General features: G+C 73.2%; 15 protein-coding genes. 7 read left to right on the top strand and 8 right to left on the bottom strand.

Going from position 1 to position 19,999, the window contains the following annotated elements; genetic code table 11:
- Nucleotides 1–40: 40 nt before the first annotated feature.
- The 4 genes from AB0Q96_RS38310 to AB0Q96_RS38295 all read right to left on the bottom strand — a co-directional run bounded on the left by AB0Q96_RS38310 (nucleotide 41) and on the right by AB0Q96_RS38295 (nucleotide 5,130).
- The gene (locus AB0Q96_RS38310; protein WP_365333857.1) at nucleotides 41–1,372 is read right to left on the bottom strand and encodes an FAD-dependent monooxygenase; all 1,332 of its coding nucleotides are present in this window, start codon (nucleotides 1,370–1,372) and stop codon (nucleotides 41–43) included.
- Nucleotides 1,373–1,388: 16 nt separating this feature from the next.
- On the bottom strand, nucleotides 1,389–2,486 hold the full coding sequence (locus AB0Q96_RS38305) for a monodechloroaminopyrrolnitrin synthase PrnB family protein (protein WP_365333855.1): 1,098 nt from the start codon (nucleotides 2,484–2,486) through the stop codon (nucleotides 1,389–1,391).
- 84 nt (nucleotides 2,487–2,570) lie between these two features.
- The gene (locus AB0Q96_RS38300) at nucleotides 2,571–4,007 is read right to left on the bottom strand and encodes a 4-hydroxyphenylacetate 3-hydroxylase N-terminal domain-containing protein (protein WP_365333853.1); all 1,437 of its coding nucleotides are present in this window, start codon (nucleotides 4,005–4,007) and stop codon (nucleotides 2,571–2,573) included.
- A gap of 145 nt (nucleotides 4,008–4,152) precedes the next feature.
- On the bottom strand, nucleotides 4,153–5,130 hold the full coding sequence (locus tag AB0Q96_RS38295; protein ID WP_365333851.1) for an AraC family transcriptional regulator: 978 nt from the start codon (nucleotides 5,128–5,130) through the stop codon (nucleotides 4,153–4,155).
- Between the two features lie 118 nt (nucleotides 5,131–5,248).
- Here AB0Q96_RS38295 and AB0Q96_RS38290 point away from each other — a divergent pair, with 118 nt between their 5' ends.
- From AB0Q96_RS38290 to glgB, 5 genes are all read left to right on the top strand, one after another.
- Nucleotides 5,249–6,190 (top strand): NmrA family NAD(P)-binding protein, encoded by a 942-nt coding sequence (locus tag AB0Q96_RS38290; protein WP_365333849.1) that lies wholly within the window; start codon nucleotides 5,249–5,251, stop codon nucleotides 6,188–6,190.
- 454 nt (nucleotides 6,191–6,644) lie between these two features.
- Nucleotides 6,645–8,639 (top strand): alpha-1,4-glucan--maltose-1-phosphate maltosyltransferase, encoded by a 1,995-nt coding sequence (locus tag AB0Q96_RS38285; RefSeq protein ID WP_365333847.1) that lies wholly within the window; start codon nucleotides 6,645–6,647, stop codon nucleotides 8,637–8,639.
- Complete coding sequence (treS, locus tag AB0Q96_RS38280) at nucleotides 8,636–10,348, top strand: maltose alpha-D-glucosyltransferase (RefSeq protein WP_365333845.1); 1,713 nt, start codon at nucleotides 8,636–8,638, stop codon at nucleotides 10,346–10,348. Before AB0Q96_RS38285 ends, treS begins: the two co-directional genes overlap by 4 nt.
- A 233-nt stretch (nucleotides 10,349–10,581) precedes the next feature.
- Complete coding sequence (locus tag AB0Q96_RS38275; RefSeq protein ID WP_365333843.1) at nucleotides 10,582–11,931, top strand: maltokinase; 1,350 nt, start codon at nucleotides 10,582–10,584, stop codon at nucleotides 11,929–11,931.
- A gap of 226 nt (nucleotides 11,932–12,157) precedes the next feature.
- Nucleotides 12,158–14,338: a 1,4-alpha-glucan branching enzyme gene (glgB, locus tag AB0Q96_RS38270; RefSeq protein WP_365333871.1), complete on the top strand. Its 2,181-nt coding sequence runs from the start codon at nucleotides 12,158–12,160 to the stop codon at nucleotides 14,336–14,338.
- On the opposite strand, the gene AB0Q96_RS38265 is transcribed toward glgB, so the two are convergent.
- The 4 genes from AB0Q96_RS38265 to AB0Q96_RS38250 all read right to left on the bottom strand — a co-directional run bounded on the left by AB0Q96_RS38265 (nucleotide 14,325) and on the right by AB0Q96_RS38250 (nucleotide 18,089).
- Nucleotides 14,325–16,562 carry a UvrD-helicase domain-containing protein gene (locus tag AB0Q96_RS38265; RefSeq protein ID WP_365333841.1) on the bottom strand — a complete coding sequence of 746 codons (2,238 nt, stop codon included), beginning with the start codon at nucleotides 16,560–16,562 and terminating at the stop codon, nucleotides 14,325–14,327. The two genes, glgB and AB0Q96_RS38265, sit on opposite strands and share 14 nt — an antisense overlap.
- Nucleotides 16,563–16,773: 211 nt before the next feature.
- Complete coding sequence (locus AB0Q96_RS38260; protein WP_365333839.1) at nucleotides 16,774–17,121, bottom strand: thioredoxin domain-containing protein; 348 nt, start codon at nucleotides 17,119–17,121, stop codon at nucleotides 16,774–16,776.
- Nucleotides 17,118–17,519, bottom strand: a complete 402-nt coding sequence (locus AB0Q96_RS38255) for a MerR family transcriptional regulator (protein ID WP_365333837.1) — start codon at nucleotides 17,517–17,519, stop codon at nucleotides 17,118–17,120. The genes AB0Q96_RS38260 and AB0Q96_RS38255 overlap by 4 nt, the downstream gene beginning before the upstream one ends.
- Nucleotides 17,520–17,567: 48 nt before the next feature.
- Nucleotides 17,568–18,089: an Lrp/AsnC family transcriptional regulator gene (locus AB0Q96_RS38250; RefSeq protein ID WP_365333835.1), complete on the bottom strand. Its 522-nt coding sequence runs from the start codon at nucleotides 18,087–18,089 to the stop codon at nucleotides 17,568–17,570.
- Between the two features lie 44 nt (nucleotides 18,090–18,133).
- Between AB0Q96_RS38250 and AB0Q96_RS38245 the strand changes: the two genes are divergently transcribed.
- Both AB0Q96_RS38245 and AB0Q96_RS38240 read left to right on the top strand, forming a co-directional pair.
- On the top strand, nucleotides 18,134–19,036 hold the full coding sequence (locus AB0Q96_RS38245; protein ID WP_365333833.1) for an NAD-dependent epimerase/dehydratase family protein: 903 nt from the start codon (nucleotides 18,134–18,136) through the stop codon (nucleotides 19,034–19,036).
- Nucleotides 19,036–19,914 (top strand): aldo/keto reductase, encoded by an 879-nt coding sequence (locus AB0Q96_RS38240; RefSeq protein ID WP_365333831.1) that lies wholly within the window; start codon nucleotides 19,036–19,038, stop codon nucleotides 19,912–19,914. Before AB0Q96_RS38245 ends, AB0Q96_RS38240 begins: the two co-directional genes overlap by 1 nt.
- Nucleotides 19,915–19,999: the final 85 nt, after the last annotated feature.

Below are 19,999 nucleotides of genomic sequence, written 5' to 3'. Positions count from 1 at the left end.
GAAGCACCACGCTGTGCGTCCGCGGGTTCCGTGGCGGAGGCTAGGCGAAGGTGACGGGTCCCGCCACGGCGCGGGGGGCGCGTGCGGGGAGGCACGGTGGCCCGTAGGGGGAGCCCTGGTTGACGGTGGCCGGGTCGAAGGCGCCGGAGGCGGCGTAGCGGCCGGCGATGGCGGCGAGCTCCTCGGCGGGGATGACCTGGTGGACGTCGGTGAAGCCGTGCGGGGCGCGCCGGTGGGCGAGGTCGATGACGACCTCGGGGCCGAGCCGTCGGTTGGCCTGCTGGAGGGCGGTGGTGACGGGGCGTCGTTCCGCCTCGTAGGCGCGCAGGGCCTCGGCCGGGTCGGGGTGGCAGGCGAGCGCGTGGGCGAGGGCGCGGGCGTCGACGACGGACTGGCTGGCCCCGTTGGAGCCGATGGGGTACATGGCGTGGGCGGCGTCGCCGACGAGGGTGGTGCGGCCGTGGCTCCAGCGGTCGAGGGGGTCGCGGTCGACCATGGGGTACTCCTGGGCGGTGTCGGCGGCGCGCAGGACGCGGGGGATGCTGACGCCGTCGAACTCCCAGCCCTCGAAATGGTGCAGGAACGTTTCCACAGGGACGTCCCGACGCCAGTCGCCCAGCAGCCGCTCCTCGGGCGCGCCCTCCGCCGGGCGGGCCAGCGCCCAGTTGACCAGCACCTGGCCGCCGGGGCGCGGGGGCCGGGTCATCGGGTAGACCACGGCCTTCTGCCGGTCGTCCCCGGCGATCAGCATGAAGGAGCCGATGGCCGCCGCGGGCAGCCGGGAGACCCCGCGCCACACCAGCATCCCGTTCCACACCGGCCCCGTCTCGCCCGGGTGGAGCGCGGCCCGCACCGCCGAGCGGATCCCGTCGGCGCCGATCAGCACGTCCGGCTCCATCGAGGCCCGCCCCCGGCGCCCGCCGTCGCGGTGCACCAGGCGCAGCCGGGGCCGCCCGCCGCCGGGGAGTTCCACGCCCGCCACCCGGACGCCCGGGACGACGGCGGCAGGCCCGAGCCGGTCCCGTACGGCGTCGGCGAGCACCTGCTGGAGGTGCGCGCGGTGCACGGACAGCTGGGGCCAGCGGTAGCCGGCGCCCAGGCCGCGCGGCTCGCGGGAGATCAGCGCGCCGGAGCGGTGGTAGTAGCGCAGCTCGCGGGTGCGCAGGGCGGCGCCGGACTCCAGGGCGGCGAGCAGTCCGAGCGCGTCGAGCTCGCGGACGGCGCCCGGCATCAGGTTGAGTCCGGCGCCGGCCGGGCGCAGTTCGCGGGCGGCCTCGACGACGGTGACCCGCTCGAAGCCGACGGCGTGCAGGGCGAGCGCGGTGGTGAGTCCGGCGACTCCGCCGCCGGCGATCACGAAGTGGGGGGTCATGGGGAGTTCTCCTGCGTCAGGCGCCGCTGCGGCGCACCAGCGTCTCGTTGTCGCGGGTGAGGTCGAGGATCGAGCGGAGCAGGACGACCGGGGCGCCGCCGCTGCCCTCGTCGTACCGGCGCAGCCCGTCGCGGTAGGCCTTGCGGGCGAGGGTGAGGTGCCGGGCCCGGAAGGACTTGAGCAGGCGCAGCACCCGGGCGAGCGCACGGGCGGACGCCTCCAGGGCCGGGGGCAGCCGCTCGACGTTCTCCCAGCTGACGGCGGCGGAGAGCTTGCCGACGGCGGAGACGCCGCCGTGGTGCCGGGCGTGGAAGGCGCGCCAGGACGGCAGGGCGTACGGGAGGGAGTCGGCGAGGAAGGTCTGGTAGCCGGGGTGCGGGCGGTCGCACTGCCAGAGCGTCAGGTCGAGCGGCCAGAGCGGGATCTGGGCCGCGGCGGGGCCGAGGTACTCCCGTCCGGCGACGTCTATCTCCTCGAAGTAGGGGCGCAGGGTGCGCGCGAAGTACTCGGGCGAGACGTGGGCGACGGTGAGGTCGATGGCGTCGACGAGGGTCCGCAGGTGCCGGCCGGTGCGGTCCAGGGCGTCGGCGAAGCCGGGGTCGTACGGTTCGAGGCGGGCGATCAGGGCGCAGTCGTCGAGCGCGGCGACGAGCGCGGGGTAGGTCGCCCGGACGGCTTCCTGGAGGCGGGCCTCCATGGGGTGGCCGGTGTAGCTGCGGCGGCGGGTCCCGGTCGGGTTCCAGGCGGTGTAGTGGTGGACGGTGTCGCGGGGCACCATGTCGGTGCGCCGGGCGAGCAGTTCGAGGACCGGGAGCACCTCGGGGACGGCGGTGACGGGCTGGACGCCGTGCCGTTTCAGCGAGCCGAGCAGGATGCCGAGGTCGCGCATGGCGGCGAGGGCGGCGACGACGCTCCAGTCGGCGGCCCGGTCGGGGTCGGGGACGACGGCGCGCAGGGCGACGGTGAGGGCGGCGACGTCGGCGTCGGCGTTCATCGCGGGTACGGCGGCGAGCAGGGCGTCGGCGCCGAGCGGGTCGGCGGCGCGGATGTCGCCGGTGCGGCAGCGCGGGTCGGCGGGTGCGTCGAGTCCGGGCACGACGAGGTCGTACGGCATCACAGCGGGCCCCTCGGGAGAGGTGGGTGAGTGGTGGGGTGGTCCCGGCCGGGCGGACCGCGCGGAGCGGTCGGCCCGGCGCTTTCACCGGCTGGTGCCCAGGTCGTAGCCGTCGAGGCAGGCCCGGGCCAGTGCCTCGCAGGCGTCGGCGGCGCCGGCCCGGGTCTGCATGGTGAGGTAGACGTGCGGGGCGCCCTGGTAGAAGCGCTCGTACTGCTCGTGGCGGCCGGCGAACTCCGAACCGAGGGCGTCCCAGGCGAGTTTGAGCAGCTTGATCCGGTCCTCGGCGGGCTCGGCCGGGGTGCGGAACCAGCGGTGGACGAGCGTCCCGAGTTCCGGGTGGAGGAGGTCCCGGCCGCTCGCGGGGAGCTGGATCAGCGCCCCGCCGGCGAGCAGCTTGATGTCCTGGACGACCCGGGGGTACAGCTCGCCGGCCATGATCCGCTGGGCGAAGGAGATCTCCTGCCCGGGCCGCACACCGCCCCGCCCGCCGTCGACCTCCTCCCAGGATGCCTCGGCGGCCAGGACGAACGCCTTGGCCTGGGCGACGGCGCCGAGCAGCCGGCCGACGGCCTGGGTGACGGCCGGCACGTCCTGCGTCCCGTGGGAGCGTACGACGAGGATGGCGAGGCCGGTGAGGAACTCCAGCTTGGTCCAGAACCGGGTCGCGGACTGGTGGGTGAGGTGGAGGTAGGCGGGGGTGCGCCACCACATGGCGGCGGTGGCGGCCGGCGACCGGTAGGTCAGCACCCGCTCCCACGGCACGAACACGTCCTCGCAGACCAGCAGCGCGTCGTTCTCGTCGTACCGGGAGGACAGCGGCTGGTCGAAGACGGACCGGGCGCGCTGCTCGTAGGAGCTCCGGGAGATGAGCTTCAGGCCGGGGGTGGCGACGGGGACGGAGAAGCTGAGGGCGTGCTCGGCGTCGTCGGCGGCGAGGGGTTCGATGGTGCCGACGAGGATCTCGTCGGCGAAGACGGCGCCGGTGCCGACGCTCTTGGCGCCGCGTACGACGATCCCGTCGTCGCGCTCCTCGACGGCCCGGATCCGCAGGTCGTCCTCGCCGGTCCCGGAGGCCGGGTCGGTGAGGGTGAAGGCGCAGTGCAGGTCGGCCTCGGCGAGCCGCCGGTGGAACGCGAGGGCGTTCTCGCCCCCGTCGAAGTCGCTGTCCTCGGCGCCGAAGGCGGCCGGCAGGGCGGCGAACCCGGCCGCCCCGGAGGCCATGTAGTCGGGCGTCCGCCCGAGGAAGCCGTATCCGGCCTCCGCCCCCGCCTTGTAGGCGAGCCGGCGGGCGACCAGGTCCTCGTAGGAGCGCGGCACGGCGTACGCGCGGTGCACCCCGCCCTGGGTGAGGACGGGGCGCAGGGCCGGCTCGGCGGCGAGCTCGTAGAGCCGGGCGAAGGAGGCCGCGGCCGAGCGGAAGGCCGGATGCGCGGTGACGTCCCCGACCCGCTCCCCGTCGAGCCACACCTCCCGCCCGTCGCGTAACGCCGCCAGATACTCCTGCCCTGACCTCGTCACCGGTGTCTCGCCTCTCCTCGGGGGTGCTGCGGGGTACCACGACGTGCCGTCCCGAGCCTCCACGGCCGAAAGACCCCCGGGCAATGAACGTCCGTCCAGGGGTCTTTAAGATCCGGCCAGCCCGCGCGGCGGGGTGCACGGCGGGTCAGGCGGCGTTCGCGACCCCCGCCCGGTACTCCCCCGGTGTCATCGCGAACCACTTGCGGAACGCGAGGTGGAAGCCGACGGCGCTCTGGTAGCCGACGCGGGGTGGGACGGAGGACTGGGGGAGGGACGTCTCGGTGAGGAGGCGGGCGGCTTCCTGCATGCGGCGGGCGGTGAGGTGGCGGGCCGGGGACTCGCCGACGAGGTCGCGGAAGGCGGCGGTGAACGCGGAGCGGGACATGCCGACCTCGCGGGCGAGCGAGTCTATGGTCCAGGGTTCGGCGAAGCGGGTCGCGATCATCACCAGGGCGCGGCTGATGCCGGGGTGGCCGAGGACGGGCAGGGCGGCGGGGTTGCCGGCGAGTTCCCGCAGGAGCGGGCGCAGGGCGAGGACGAGGGCCATCTCGAAGGCGCGCAGGGTGATCAGCCGGTCGCCGGGGCCGACGGGACGGTCGGGGGCGGCGAGCAGCCGGAGGGTGTCGCGGAGCAGTGGCTCGCGGTCGACCTGGGCGCCGTCGAGGACGAGGGCCCAGGGCAGCGAGCGGTAGAGGCCGGTGGCGGCGCTGGCGTCGTAGTGCAGCCCGGCGCACAGCAGCCGGCTCTCGGCGCCGGTGCCCTCGATGCGGATCTCGCCGGAGGTGCCGGGCCGGCGTTCGGGCAGGACGGCCTTGAGCGGGACGCCCTGGCGGTCGGGGCGGTCGGAGAGCCGGTGCGCGAGGCCGGTGGGGAAGACGATGAGGTCGCCGGCGCGCAGTTCGATCGGGGTCTGGCCGGCGCCGGTGATCCAGCAGCCGCCCTCGACGATGTAGTGGAGGACGGCGCAGCTCTGCTCGGCGTCGCCCTCGATGGCCCAGGGGGCGCTGACGTGCCAGCGGCTGTCGAAGACCCCGGTGAGCCGGAGCGGTTTCAGCAGTTCGCTGAGGAGGTCCTCGTGCTCCGTCTGGCACTGGTCGGCATGCTGGGTTCCCACGGTTTCCATGGACGATCCTTCAACTTCCGCCCCGGTTTGTTAATTGAACGGATGGAGCCGCCGCCACAGCCTGTGAAGGAGCCGTCACGGCAACGGGTCACAGCCTATCGAAGGGCCTCATCGACACATGTCCAGTCAGAATCCGATGCGGGTGGCGGTCGTGGGGGCGACCGGTTTCCAGGGCGGGGCCGTGGCGCGGCTGCTCGCGGAGCGGCAGCACCGGGTGCGGACGCTGACGCGCCGCCCGGACGGGGACCGGCCGCCGCTGCCGGGGGCCGAGTTCGTGGCGGGCGAGCTGGGCAGCCCGGCCGACGTACGGCGCCTGTTCGAGGGCGCGACGCACGCGTTCGTGACGATGCCGCTGGTCTTCGACGCGGAGCGGGTACGCGGTTTCGCGCGGAGCATCGCCCGGGCGGCGCTCGACGCGGGGGTCGAGCGGCTGGTGTTCAACGCCAACACGCGCGTGCCGCCGCTCTCGACGTCGGTGGCGGCGTTCGAGACGCGGCGGGCCGCGGAGGGCGTGCTCCGTCGCAGCGGGGTGCCGCTGGTCGTCGTCCGGCCCCCGGTGTATCTGGACAACCTGTTCTCGCCGTGGAACGGGCCGGACCTGGTGAACGGGGGCGTGCTGGCCTATCCGCTGCCGGCGGCCACGCCGGTGGCCTGGATCAGCCACCGGGACCTGGCGCGGGCGGCGTACGCGGCGCTGACCGGGGAGGGCCTGGAGGGCCGCACCTTCGACATCGGCGGCGCGCTGTCGCTGACCGGCCCGGACCTGGCGGCGGCCTTCGGCCGGGGGCTCGGGCGCGCGGTGCGCTACGTGCCGCTGCGGCCGGAGGTGTTCGAGCGGAGCCTGGCGGGGCTGCTGGGCCCGGAGACGGCGGCCGGGGTGGCCGGCATCTACCACCATCTGGCGGCGGGCGGCGATCCGCTGCTGCTCGCGGGCGACGACGGGGTGTCGGCGGAGGCCCTGGCGGTGGAGCCGGCGCCGGTGGAGGAGTGGGTGACCCGGCAGCCCTGGCAGGTGTGGGCGGGCGACAGCGACACGGAGGAGCAGGCCGCGTCCTCGTGACGCCTCGGAACGACTCGCGGCGGCTCGTGACGGCTCGTGACGACTCCCGGCGGCTCGTGGCGGCCCCTTGCGCCTCCTGACACCTCCCGACGCCGCATCGCACCTCCCGACACCTCGTGAATCCACGCACATGAAGACCTCCAGGGACCGGAGCCACGGTCCGGGACCGGAGGGAACCGGCCCCGTCCGACAAGGACGGGGCCGGTTTCTTGTCCGGGACGTGTTCTTGCCGGTCCGGCTACGCCCTAGTAGTTAACAAAGCGCCGGATTGCCCACCCGAAATCCATGGGAAGGCTCCTCCCCGTACCCCTCCGTACTCCTTCCAGACCCGCCATCCGAGTGAACGCGCACAGGAGCGGTCATGCCCGCAACCCGCCGGCCGTCGACGGAGCTAGAAAGAGCGCACCACCACCCGAATCCTCGCGAACCGTCAGGTGATGCTGTGAATCCGCTCATGGGACGCATTCCCGTACTGGACGTCCGCCCGCTGGTCGACTGCGGCCGCCGCCCCGCGAAGGCGGTGGTGGGCGAGACCTTCGAGGTCACGGCCACGGTCTTCCGGGAGGGCCATGACGTCGTCGCCGCCAACGTGGTCCTGCGCGGCCCCTCCGGCCGGCCGGGACCCTGGACCCCGATGCGCGAACTGGCCCCCGGCACCGACCGGTGGGGCGCCGAGGTCACCCCGGACGCCGAGGGCGCCTGGTCGTACACGGTCGAGGCGTGGAGCGATCCGCTGGCGACCTGGCGGCACACCGCGAAGATCAAGATCCCGGCGGGGATCGACTCCGAGCTGGTCCTCGTGGAGGGCGCGCTGCTGCACGAGCGGGCCGCGAAGGGCGTGCCGAAGAAGGGCGGCGGGCGGGAGGCGGTGCTCGCGGTGGCGGACGCGCTGCGCGACGAGTCCCGGCCGGCCGCGGTCCGGCTCGCGGCCTCGCTCGCCCCGCGCGTCCTGGACGCCCTGGCCCGGCACCCGCTGCGCGAACTGCTGTCCGCCTCCCCCGCGTTGCCGCTGCGGGTGGAGCGCGAGCGGGCCCTGTTCGGCTCCTGGTACGAGTTCTTCCCGCGCTCCGAGGGCGTGCGGAAGGTCCGCGGCCGGACCGTCCCCGGTACCTTCCGCACGGCCGCCGAGCGGCTGCCGGCGATCGCCGCGATGGGCTTCGACGTGCTGTACCTGCCGCCGATCCACCCGATCGGCGTCACCCACCGCAAGGGCCCCAACAACGCGCTGTCGGCGAGCCCCGAGGACGTCGGCGTGCCGTGGGCGATCGGCTCGCCGGAGGGCGGCCACGACGCCGTCCACCCGGACCTCGGCACGATCGAGGACTTCGACGCGTTCGTCGCCCGGGCGCGCGAGCTGCGCCTGGAGGTCGCCCTGGACTTCGCGCTCCAGTGCTCCCCCGACCACCCGTGGGTGGAGAAGCACCCGGAGTGGTTCAGCCACCGCCCGGACGGCTCGATCGCGTACGCCGAGAACCCGCCGAAGAAGTACCAGGACATCTACCCGATCGACTTCGACGGGGCCGCCGACGGCATGGACGGGATCGTCGCCGAGACCGTCCGGGTGCTGCGGCACTGGATGGACCACGGGGTGCGGATCTTCCGGGTCGACAACCCGCACACCAAGCCGGTGGTGTTCTGGGAGCGGGTGATCGGCGAGATCAACCGGGCCGACCCGGACGTGCTCTTCCTGGCCGAGGCGTTCACCCGGCCGGCGATGATGCGCACGCTGGGCGCGGTCGGCTTCCAGCAGTCGTACACGTACTTCACCTGGCGCAACACCAAGGAGGAGCTCACGGAGTACCTGACCGAACTCTCCGGGGAGGCCGCCGCGCACATGCGGCCCAACTTCTTCGTGAACACCCCGGACATCCTGCACGCCTACCTCCAGACCGGCGGCCGGCCGGCCTTCGAGGTGCGGGCGGTGCTCGCCGCCACCCTGTCGCCCACCTGGGGCATGTACGCCGGGTACGAGCTGTGCGAGGGCACCCCGCTGCGGGACGGCAGCGAGGAGTACCTGGACTCGGAGAAGTACCAACTGCGGCCGCGTGACTGGGAGTCGGCGGAGCGTTCGGGCGCCTCGATCGCCCCGCTGATCACCGCCCTGAACCGGATCCGGCGCCGGCATCCGGCGCTGCGCCGGCTGCGCAACCTGACCTTCCACACGACCGACAACGACGCCGTGATCGCGTACGCCAAGCGCTCCGGTTCGAACACCGTTCTGGTGGTCGCCAACCTCGACCCCCACCACACCCAGGAGGCCACGGTCTCGTTGGACATGCCGGAACTCGGCCTCGACTGGCACGAGACCGTACCGGTGCGCGACGAGCTCACCGGCGAGACCTATCACTGGGGCAGGAACAACTACGTGCGCCTAGAGCCGGGCGTCACGCCCGCGCACGTGCTCGTCCTGCGACCGTCCCCGCAGACCGGAGGGTCACCCACATCATGACTGTCAACGAACCCGTCCCCGACACCTTCGAGGACACCCCCGTCAAGGACCGCGATCCCGACTGGTTCAAGCGGGCGGTCTTCTACGAGGTCCTGGTCCGTTCCTTCCAGGACAGCAACGGCGACGGAGTAGGCGACCTGAAGGGCATCACGTCCCGCCTGGACTACCTCCAGTGGCTGGGCGTCGACTGCCTCTGGCTGCCGCCGTTCTTCAAATCCCCGTTGCGGGACGGCGGCTACGACGTCGCCGACTACACCTCGGTGCTGCCCGAGTTCGGCGATCTCGCCGACTTCGTGGAGTTCGTGGACGCGGCCCACGCCCGCGGCATGCGCGTGATCATCGACTTCGTCATGAACCACACCAGCGACCAGCACCCGTGGTTCCAGGAGTCCCGGAGCGATCCCGAGGGCCCCTACGGCGACTACTACGTCTGGGCAGACGACGACAAGCAGTACGCGGACGCCCGGATCATCTTCGTCGACACCGAGACCTCCAACTGGACCTTCGACCCGGTGCGCAAGCAGTACTACTGGCACCGCTTCTTCTCCCACCAGCCGGACCTCAACTACGAGAACCCGGCGGTGCGGGAGGAGATCATGTCCTCGCTGCGCTTCTGGCTGGACCTGGGCATCGACGGCTTCCGGCTCGACGCGGTGCCGTACCTGTACCAGCAGGAGGGCACCAACTGCGAGAACCTGCCCGCCACCCACGCCCTCCTGCGGCAGGTCCGCAAGGAGATCGACGAGCACTACCCGGACACGGTGCTGCTCGCCGAGGCGAACCAGTGGCCCGAGGACGTCGTCGACTACTTCGGCGACTTCCGCTCCGGCGGCGACGAGTGCCACATGGCCTTCCACTTCCCGGTGATGCCGCGGATCTTCATGGCGGTGCGGCGCGAGTCCCGGTACCCGGTCTCCGAGATCCTGGCGAAGACCCCGGAGATCCCGTCCGGCTGCCAGTGGGGCATCTTCCTGCGCAACCACGACGAGCTCACGCTCGAGATGGTCACCGACGAAGAGCGCGACTACATGTACGCCGAGTACGCCAAGGACCCGCGGATGCGGGCCAACATCGGCATCCGGCGGCGGCTCGCCCCGCTGCTCGACAACGACCGCAAGCAGATGGAGCTGTTCACCGCGCTGCTCTTCTCGCTGCCGGGCTCCCCGGTGCTGTACTACGGCGACGAGATCGGCATGGGCGACAACATCTGGCTGGGCGACCGGGACGGGGTGCGCACCCCGATGCAGTGGACCCCGGACCGCAACGCGGGCTTCTCCTCCTGCGACCCGGGGCGGCTCTATCTGCCGACCATCATGGACCCGGTCCACGGCTACCAGGTGACCAACGTGGAGGCGGGGATGGCCTCGCCGTCCTCGCTGCTGCACTGGACGAAGCGGATGATCGAGATCCGGAAGCAGAACCGCGCCTTCGGGACGGGGACGTACGCGGAACTCCCCTCGACCAACCCGGCGGTGCTCGCCTTCCTCCGCGAGACCGCGCCCGAGGAGGGCCTGGACGCCGATCTGGTGCTGTGCGTGAACAACTTCTCCCGTCACGCCCAGCCGACCGAGCTGGACCTGCGCCGATTCGACGGGGTGCGGCCGGTGGAGCTGATCGGCGGGGTGGAGTTCCCCGCGATCGGGCAGCTGCCGTATCTGCTCACCCTCGCCGGGCACGGGTTCTACTGGTTCCGCCTCAAGCGGTCCTGAAGTACGGTCAATTCAGTTCTGTCCCGTGTGGGGCGGTTTCCCCCGCCCCGCACAGGGAACTGTGTCCCACACACACTTCAGGTCCATACGGGCCTTCTTGCCGGGCCCATACGGATCTTCCCCTTCCGACACGTCCCGCACAGCCGGACAGCCGAAGCCGCCATCCGGGACACTCTGCGCATTTGAACGCATACGAACCCCATGTGCGCACCCCGGGGAAAGGACGCGATGCCATGCCGGAGACCGCATCCACCACCCGGGCCCCGGACGCCCTCCTCCCGTCGCTCACACCCCTGCTCCACGGCTGGCTGCCCCGACAACGCTGGTTCGCGGGCAAGGGCCGCCGGGTCACCGGATTCACCCTGGACGCGGCCACCGAGCTGCTGCCGCTGGACGGCACCGGACCCGGACTCCTCCATCTGCTCGTACGGGTCGAACAGCCGGGCCGCCCGGCCGGAACCCCCGCCGACTGCTACCAGTTGCTCCTCGGCGTCCGGCCCCAGCTGCCGCCGCGCCTCGCCCCCGCCCTGATCGGGCGGATCCGGCAGGGCCCGCTCGCCGGACGGGCCGTGTACGAGGGGCTGCGCGACCCGCGGCTCGCCGGCCTGCTGTACGAGCGGCTGCGCTCGCCGGGCCGGATCGGCCCGCTGAACTTCCACACCACGACGGCGCTCCCGCCCGCCCTGGCCCCGCGCGTCCTGGACGCCGAGCAGTCCAACTCCTCGCTGGTCTTTGGAGATTCGTTCATCCTGAAGATCTTCCGGCGGGTCAGCCCCGGCGCCAACCCGGATCTGGAGCTGCCGCTGGCCCTGGCCGGCGCGGGCTGCGCCCGGGTCCCCGCGCCGGTCGCCTGGTTCGAGACGCGCACGGCCACCCTGGGCGTGCTCCAGCCGTACCTGCGCGACTCGCGGGACGGCTGGCGGCTGGCGCTCGACGCGCTGGCCGACGGGCGGGAGTTCACCGCCGAGGCGCTCGCGCTCGGCCGGGCCACCGCGGAGGTCCACCTGGCGCTCGCCGCCGCGCTGCCCACCGAGCCGCTGCGCCGGTCCCGGTCGCGGCACCTCGCCGCGGCCATGGACGCCCGGCTGCACGCCGCCGCCCAGGCCGTCCCCGCGCTGATGCCGTACGTGCCGGGGCTGCGTTCCGTGTTCGCCGCGGTGCAGGACGCCCCGGGCTCGGGGCGGCTCCAGCGCATCCACGGCGACCTGCACCTGGGGCAGACCCTGCGGGGCGCCGACGGCGGCTGGGCCGTGATCGACTTCGAGGGCGAGCCCGCGAAGCCGCTGGACGAGCGGCGCAGCCCGCAGCCGCCCGTCCGGGACATCGCCGGCATGCTCCGCTCCTTCGACTACGCGGCCCGCACCCACCGCCCCTGGAACGCCGACTGGGCGGCCCGCTGCCGGGCCGCCTACTGCACCGGATACGCGGAGGCCGCCGGGACCGACCCTCGGGACGATCCGGCGCTGTTGCGGGCCTACGAGACGGACAAGGCGGTGTACGAGGTCGTCTACGAGGCCCGCCACCGCCCGGACTGGCTCCCGGTCCCGATGGCCGCCATCGAACGCCTGTCGAGCACGACGTGACCCCGTTCGGCCGAACCGGCCGGGGCGCGGGCCTGCGGTGGAGACGACTCGCACCGTTCGGCCGAGTTTCCCCGGGCCGCGCGGCGCCGTTGCGTCCGCGTACCCCCGTTCCCCCCGCCCTCCAGGAGGCATCCCGGTGACCCCCCGTCCCGCAGGCAAGACGGCTGGCAAGACGGCAGGCAGCACGCCAGGCAACACGGCAGTCGGCGTACGGAAGGCCCCGCCGCTGGATCCCGGCGACCGGGCCCGGCTGCTCGCCGGTGAGCACCACGACCCGCACGGCGTGCTCGGCGCCCACCCGGTCAGGGGCGGGGTCGTGGTGCGGGTGCTCCGCCCCTGGGCGAAGGAGGTGGCCGTGCTCCTGCCGAAGGGGCGGCGGCTGGTCCTCGACGCCGACGGGGACGGGCTGTTCTCCGGGCTGCTCCCGCTGCTGCGGAAGGTGCCCGCGTACGAGCTGCGGGTGCGCTACGACGGGGACGACCTGCCCGTCGACGACCCGTACCGCTTCCTGCCCGCCCTCGGCGAACTGGACCTGCACCTGATCGGCGAGGGCCGGCACGAGGAGCTGTGGACGGCGCTCGGCGCCCGGGTCATGACCCACCAGGGCACGGCCGGCACCCGCTTCACCGTGTGGGCGCCGAACGCCCGCGGCGTGCGGGTCACCGGCGACTGGACGTACTGGGACGGCGGCGCGCTGCCGATGCGCTCGCTCGGGTCCACGGGCGTGTGGGAGCTGTTCGTGCCGGGCGTCGGCGAGGGCGCGCTGTACAAGTTCGACATCGCCCGCCCGGACGGCTCGCACACGGTCCGCGCCGACCCGATGGCCCGCCGCACCGAGTGCCCGCCGAACACCGCGTCGATGGTGACCGACGACCACCACGTGTGGGGCGACGCGGAGTGGATGGAACGGCGCGGGGCCCGCCCGCACCACGAGGCGCCGCTGTCCGTGTACGAGCTGCACCTGCCGTCCTGGCGGCCCGGGCTCGGCTACCGGCAGCTGGCCGAGCAGCTGCCGGCCTATGTGCGCGACCTCGGCTTCACCCACGTCGAGTTCATGGCGGTCGCCGAGCACCCCTTCCACGGCTCCTGGGGCTACCAGGTCACCGGCTTCTACGCGCCGACGGCCCGCATGGGCACCCCCGACGACTTCCGGTACCTGGTGGACGCGCTGCACCAGGCGGGCATCGGCGTCCTGATGGACTGGGTGCCGGCGCACTTCCCGCGGGACGACTGGGCGCTCGCCGAGTTCGACGGGCGCCCGCTGTACGAGCACGAGGACCCGCGCCGCTCGGCCCATCCCGACTGGGGGACGCTGGAGTTCGACTACGGGCGCAAGGAGGTGCGCAACTTCCTGGTCGCCAACGCCGTGTACTGGTGCGAGCGCTTCCACCTGGACGGGCTGCGGGTCGACGCGGTCGCCTCGATGCTCTACCTGGACTACTCGCGCGAGGACGGCGAGTGGCTGCCGAACGAGTTCGGCGGGCGGGAGAACCTGGACGCGGTGGCGTTCCTCCAGGAGATGAACGCGACCGTGTACCGGCGCTGCCCGGGGGTCGTCACCTTCGCCGAGGAGTCCACCGCCTGGGACGGAGTGACCCGGCCGACGGACCAGGTGGGCCCGGGCGGCTTCGGCGGGCTCGGCTTCGGCCTGAAGTGGAACATGGGCTGGATGCACGACTCCCTGGGCTACGTCGGGAAGGAGCCGGTGCACCGCAAGTACCACCACCACGAGATGACCTTCTCGATGGTGTACGCGTACAGCGAGAACTACATCCTGCCGATCTCCCACGACGAGGTGGTGCACGGCAAGCGGGCGCTGGTGTCGAAGATGCCCGGCGACTGGTGGCAGCAGCGGGCCGACCACCGCGCGTACCTGGGCTTCATGTGGGCCCACCCCGGCAAGCAGCTGCTCTTCATGGGGCAGGAGTTCGCCCAGGGCGCGGAGTGGTCGGTGGACCACGGCCCCGACTGGTGGCTGCTCGACCCGTCGTACGGGGCGGAGGCCGACCACCGGGGCGTGCGGGACCTGGTGCGCGACCTGAACACGGTGTACGCGGCGACGCCGGCGCTGTGGGAGCGGGACACCTCGCCCGAGGGCTTCCAGTGGGTGGTGGGCGACGCGGCCGAGGACAACGTCTTCGCGTTCCTGCGCTTCGACGCCGACGGCTCGCCGCTGCTCGCCGTGTGCAACTTCTCGCCGGTGGTGCGGCACGACTACCGGCTCGGGGTGCCGGACACCTTCGCGGCCTGGGCGGAGGTGCTGAACACGGACGCGGCCCGCTACGGCGGCGGGGACGTGGTGGGCACCGACCCGGTGAAGACCGAGTCGGTGCCGTGGCACGGGCGTTCCGCGAGCCTGCGCACGACGCTGCCGCCGCTGGCGACGGTGTGGCTCAGGCCCGCCTGATCACGCCCATCCGCTGGGTGGCCCGGGTGAGCGCCACGTACAGGTCGTTGATGCCGTGCGTGGCGCCGTCCCGGATGCCGTCGGGGTCGACGACGAGGACGGTGTCGAACTCCAGGCCCTTGGCCTGGCGCGGGTCGAGGAGCACGACCGGCCGGGTGAGGTCGGGCTTCGGGCCGTACGAGGCGTCCGGGAGGGCCGCGAGCAGCGCCGGGTGGAGGGCGACCGGGGCGATCACCGCGAGCCTGCCCTCGCCGGCCGGTTCGGCGGCGACGGCGTCGGCGGTCTCCTTGACCGGGTCCTCGACGGTCCGGTCCCAGGGCTCGACGCCGGTGGAGCGGACCGAGCGGGGCGGCTCGAAGGCCGGGTCGGCGGTGCGCCGCACCTCGGCGGCGACGGCCATGATCTCGGCCGGGGTGCGGTAGTTGACGCCGAGCCGGACGAGTTCCCAGCGGTCCGCCACGTGCGGGGCGAGGATCCGCTCCCAGGAGCCGACGCCCGCCGGGTCGGCGGTCTGGGCGGGGTCGCCGACCAGGGTCATGGAGCGGGTGGGGCTGCGGCGCATCAGGAGCCGCCAGGCCATCGCGGAGAGCTCCTGGGCCTCGTCGACGATGATGTGGCCGAAGGCCCAGGTGCGGTCGGCGGCGGCGCGTTCGGCGGCGCTGCGGTGGTCGGCCTCCTCCTGGCGTTCGGCGAAGCGCTCGGCGTCGATGATGTCGTGCGCGGAGAGCACCTCGGAGGCGTCCTTGTCGAGCTCCTCCTTGTCCTCGAACTCGTAGGTGCGGGAGGCGAAGGAGACGTCGAGGACGCCCTGGGCGTACTGGATCTGCTTCTGCCGCTCGGCCTCCTCGGCGGCGCGGGCGGCGGAGTCGTCCTCGCCGAGGAGTTCGGCGGCCTCGTCGAGGAGGGGGACGTCGGCGGGGGTCCAGGGGCCGTCGCCGGTGCGCCGGATCGCCTCGATGGCGGCCTCGTCCAGGTGGGTGGGCTCGGCGAGGTAGTCGGCGAGGAACTCCTGCGGGGTGAGGTCCGGCCAGAGGCTGTCGAGGGCGCTGTGCACGTCGGGGTTGGCGGCGACGCCCTTGGCGAGCAGGGCGCGGTCGTCGGGGCCGAGGAAGTTGGGCCCGCCGTAGGGGTCGGCGCCGATCCGGTCGGCGAGCTGTTCGGCGAGGGCGTCGAGGATCCGGAAGACGAAGTAGGGGCGGGCGAGGTTGTGCGGGAGGAAGGTCTCGCGGGCCTTGTGGCGGGCTTCGAGGGCCATGTCCCAGTCGATGACCAGGTCGCCGTCCTCGTGCGGGACGATCAGCGGCTCGCCGCGCTCGGGGACCTGCTGGCGGTCGCGCACGGCGGCGGCGAGGGCCTCGGCCATGGCGGCGGAGCCCTTGACGGTGGCGGCCTCGGGGGTGTCGGTGCCGGTGGCGCGGACGCCGGGGAAGAGCTCGCCGGGGGTGGCGAGCAGGACGCCGGTCTCGCCGAGCGAGGGCAGCACGTTGCCGATGTAGCCGAGGAAGGCGGGGTTGGGGCCGACGATGAGCACGGCCCGCTTGGCGAGCTGCTCGCGGTGGGCGTAGAGCAGGTAGGCGGCGCGGTGCAGCGCGACGGCGGTCTTGCCGGTGCCGGGGCCGCCCTCGACGACGAGGACCCCGCGGTGCGGGGAGCGGATGATGGCGTCCTGCTCGGCCTGGATGGTCTGCACGATGTCGTGCATGCGGCCGGTGCGGGCGGCGTCGAGCGCGGCGAGCAGGACCTCGTCGGCGTCGCGGCTCTCGTGCCCGGAGCGGGTGGCGTCGGCGAGGTCGAGCACCTCGTCGTGGAGCGAGACGACCTCGCGGCCCTGGGTGGCGATGTGCCGCCGGCGGCTGAGGCCCATAGGCTCGTATCCGGTGGCGAGGTAGAAGGGGCGGGCGATCTCGGCGCGCCAGTCGACGACGAGGGGGGTGCGGTTCGGGTCGTCCTCGCGGATGCCGATCCGGCCGATGTGGTGGTCGCGCCCGTCCTGGAAGACGAGCCGTCCGAAGCAGAGCCCGGTCTCGCCCGCGTCGAAGGCGGCGAGCAGCCCGGACTGCTCGGCGACGAGCACGTCCCGTTCGAGCCGGGCCTGCGCGCTGCCCTCGCCCGACGTGGCGAGCGCCCGCGCGACCCCGGCCTCGGCCTGGTCCCTCAGGTCGTCGAGTCGGGCGTAGAGCTCGGTGATGAATCGCTGCTCTTTCCGAAATTCCTCGGTTGACAATTCGACTCCCGGCGCGATACAGTGCGTTTATTGAACTTCTCCGCGTCTTTCGTATGTCCGGACACGGAATCCATTAATATACGCGAGATACGACCCCGGCTGTCAATTCTAGTCCGGGGCTTTTTTGTGCCCGCACGCATTCCGGCTTCCGACGCGGCGAGGGGGCCGGCGCCCCGCGCCGGCCCCCTCCCCCGTTCCCGCTACCCCCGCCTCACGCCCCGGAGGGCTCCAGGACGTCGGCCAGCTCCGCCAGGAGGCGGCGCTTGGGGCGGGCGCCCACCATCGACTTCACCGGCTCGCCCCCGTCGAAGAGCAGCAGGGTCGGGGTCGCCATCACCCCGTACTTCACCGTGGTCAGCGGGTTGTGGTCCACGTCGATCTCGACGATCCGCAGCCGCTCGCCCTCCTCGGCGGCGATCGCGCCGAGCACCGGCGTCAGCTGGCGGCACGGGCCGCACCACTGCGCCGTGAACTTCACCAGGACCGGCACCCCGGCCCCCAGGACCTCGGTGTCGAAGTCCGCGTCCGTGACCTCGGCCACGCCCCTCGCGTGCGTCATTCCGTCGCTCCTCCCAGTTCGCATCGTGGTTCCGGGCCGCCCGGCAGTTCCGCCTCGGCCCGCAGCAGCTGCGCGCCGACCTGGGCGCGCACCTCCGTCAGCTGCTCGATGAGCCCGTCGAGCTCGGACAGCTTGCGCCGGTAGACGGCGAGCGACGCGGGACACGCGTCGCCCGCCGGATGCCCGGCCCGCAGGCAGTCCACGAACGGCCGGGTCTCCTCCAGGTCGAACCCGAAGTCCTGCAGGGTCCGGATCTGGCGGAGCAGGCGCAGGTCGTCCTCGTCGTAGGTGCGGTAGCCGTTGTCCGTGCGCCGCGCGGTCAGGAGGCCCCGGGACTCGTAGTAGCGCAGAGTCCGCGTGGTCGTGCCCGCCCGCTCGGCAAGCTCGCCGATTCGCATGGCCACGAACGTACGCCTTGACGCCGACGTCAAGGCAAGCCCGGCCGCTCAGGCGCCCGGCGGGAGCAGCGGCTTCCGCTCGACCGGGGAGGACAGCACGATCGACGTGGTCGTCCGGCCCAGCGCGGAGACCTGTTCCAGGACGTCCTCCAGGTGCACGGTGTCGGTGACCGCCACCTTGAGGATCCAGCAGTCCTCGCCGACCACGTGGTGCGCCTCGCGGACCTCGGGCCGGGCGAGGAGCTCCAGGGTGCGGGGGTGCTTGAGGGTGTAACCGCCGTGCGGGTTCACCCGGATGAAGGCCTGGATGCCGTAGCCGAGGCGGGCGGCGGCGACCTGGGCGCCGTAGCCGGTGATCGCGCCGCAGGACTCCAGGCGGCGGACCCGCTCGGTGACGGCGGCGGGGCTGAGCCGGACCCGGCGGCCGAGCTCGCTGAGTTTGATCCGCCCGTCGCTCTGGAGGAGGTCCAGGATCTGCCGGTCGATGGGGTCGAAGGCGCCCGCCGTCGTTTCGACGGTGGCGGCCCGCAGCTGCCGGGGTTCCTTCGGTGCGGCGGCCTGGACTCCCATGTTTCCCCCTTCAGATGACGAGCGCACAACGTAACACTTGAGTCATGGACATTCTGATCATCGGCGGGAACCGCTATTTCGGAAAGCGACTGATAACGCGCCTGCTGGCGGCGGGACATCGGGTGACGGTGCTGAATCGCGGTTCCGCCGCGGCTCCGGAGGGGACCGTTCAGCTGGTCGCCGACCGGAATGACGGGACCGCCCTGGAAAAGGCCCTCGGCGGGCGGTATTTCGACGTCGTCGTGGACCAGGTCTGCTACACGCCGCGCCAGGCGGAGATCGCCCGGCGGGTCTTCGCGGGGCGGACCGGGCGCTATCTGATGACCTCGACGGTGGAGGTGTACGGGTACGAGGACTCCCCCGTCCCGGTCGCCGAGGACGCCCTCGACCTGGCCGCCGTGACGGTCGACCCCGACCTGCCCTGGGAGGACCCGGAGTTCCTCGACGCGCACTACGGGGAGGGGAAGCGGCAGGCCGAGGCGGTGTTCGCGGGCGGCACGGCCTTCCCGTGGGCCTCGGTGCGGGTCGCGCACGTGCTGGGCGGCGCCGACGACTTCACCGGGCGGGTGGAGCACTACGCGAGGCGCATCCGGGCGGGCGAGCCGATCGCCGTGCCGCCGGCGAACCGGCCCGCGACCTATGTGTACGTCGAGGAGATCGCCGACTTTCTCGCCTGGGCCGTGGGGGCGGAATTCACCGGACCCGTCAACGCGCATTCCCACGGGCCGCTGACCACGGCCGACATCTGCGCCGCGATCGAATCCCGGGTGGGCGGCAGGACCGTCTTCCAGGAGGTCGAGGTCGGCGAGGTGTCCCCGTTCTCCTTCGCCCGCTCCTACGGGATGGACAATTCCCGGGCGGAAGCGCTCGGATATCGCTTCTCGCATTCCTCGGAGTGGCTCGCGCGGGCCGTCTCCGAGACGGTGACCGCGCCGGCGGGTGCGTGATGCGGCACCGCACCCTCGGCGGGGTGACCGTCGGCGCCGTCGGGCTCGGCACCATGCCCCTGTCCATCGAGGGACACCCCGACGAGGCCCGCGCCCTCGCCACCGTCCACGCGGCCCTGGACGCGGGGGTGACCCTGCTCGACACGGCCGACTCGTACCACCCGCCCGGCGGGGAACCCGGCGCGGGCGAACGGCTGGTGGCCCGCGCGCTCGCCGCGTACGGGGGCGACCGGGACGCGGTGCTGGTGGCCACCAAGGGCGGCCGGGGCCGGACCGCCGACGGCGGCTGGACGGTCGACGGCCGCCCCGCGCACCTGCGGCGGGCGGCCGAGAGCTCGGCACGGCGGCTCGGCACCACCCCGATCGGCCTGTACCAGCTGCACAAGCCGGACCCGGCCGTCCCCTACGCCGAATCGCTCGGTGCGATACGGGAGTTGCTGGACGCGGGCACGGTCCGGCTGGCCGGGATCTCCAACGTGGACGGCGGGCAGATCCGGCTGGCCCGGGAGATCCTGGGCGAGCGCCTGGTGTCGGTGCAGAACCGCTACTCGCCGGCCGTCCGGGATGCCGAGGCCGAGCTGCGGCTCTGCGCCGAACTGGGCCTGGCCTTCCTGCCGTGGAGCCCGCTCGGCGGCATCTCCCGCAGCTCCCTCGACGGCTCCTCGGCGCAGCGGGAGGACCCGGAGTTCGGGGCCTTCCACCGCGTGGCGCGGGCCCGCGGGGTCAGCCCGCAGCGGGTGGCCCTCGCCTGGCTGCTGGCCCGCCCCGGCACCGTACTGCCGATCCCCGGCGCCAGCCGCCCGGAGTCCGCCCGCGACTCGGCTCTCGCCGCGGAACTGGTCCTGGACGAGGACGAGTTGGACGAGCTGGGGGCGTGAGGGGCGGAGCTGGGGGCGTGAGGGGCGGAGGGGCCGCGCCCGCTCACGGAACGACCCCGGCCGGGGGAACGGCCGGGGTCGATCC

The organism is Streptomyces sp. NPDC093111 (assembly GCF_040683955.1).
Classification (GTDB): Bacteria; Actinomycetota; Actinomycetes; order Streptomycetales; family Streptomycetaceae; genus Streptomyces.
Note: the sequence above shows the minus strand (reverse complement) of the source record. Positions and strands in the feature narration are given on the sequence as shown.

Coding starts and splice junctions, on each gene's coding strand:
- AB0Q96_RS38310 (WP_365333857.1), bottom strand. CDS start 1,372: ATGACCCCCCACTTCGTGATCGCCGGCGGCGGAGTCGCCGGACTCACC.
- AB0Q96_RS38305 (WP_365333855.1), bottom strand. CDS start 2,486: ATGCCGTACGACCTCGTCGTGCCCGGACTCGACGCACCCGCCGACCCG.
- AB0Q96_RS38295 (WP_365333851.1), bottom strand. CDS start 5,130: ATGGAAACCGTGGGAACCCAGCATGCCGACCAGTGCCAGACGGAGCAC.
- AB0Q96_RS38290 (WP_365333849.1), top strand. CDS start 5,249: ATGTCCAGTCAGAATCCGATGCGGGTGGCGGTCGTGGGGGCGACCGGT.
- AB0Q96_RS38285 (WP_365333847.1), top strand. CDS start 6,645: ATGGGACGCATTCCCGTACTGGACGTCCGCCCGCTGGTCGACTGCGGC.
- treS (WP_365333845.1), top strand. CDS start 8,636: ATGACTGTCAACGAACCCGTCCCCGACACCTTCGAGGACACCCCCGTC.
- AB0Q96_RS38275 (WP_365333843.1), top strand. CDS start 10,582: ATGCCGGAGACCGCATCCACCACCCGGGCCCCGGACGCCCTCCTCCCG.
- AB0Q96_RS38260 (WP_365333839.1), bottom strand. CDS start 17,121: ATGACGCACGCGAGGGGCGTGGCCGAGGTCACGGACGCGGACTTCGAC.
- AB0Q96_RS38255 (WP_365333837.1), bottom strand. CDS start 17,519: ATGCGAATCGGCGAGCTTGCCGAGCGGGCGGGCACGACCACGCGGACT.
- AB0Q96_RS38250 (WP_365333835.1), bottom strand. CDS start 18,089: ATGGGAGTCCAGGCCGCCGCACCGAAGGAACCCCGGCAGCTGCGGGCC.
- AB0Q96_RS38245 (WP_365333833.1), top strand. CDS start 18,134: ATGGACATTCTGATCATCGGCGGGAACCGCTATTTCGGAAAGCGACTG.
- AB0Q96_RS38240 (WP_365333831.1), top strand. CDS start 19,036: ATGCGGCACCGCACCCTCGGCGGGGTGACCGTCGGCGCCGTCGGGCTC.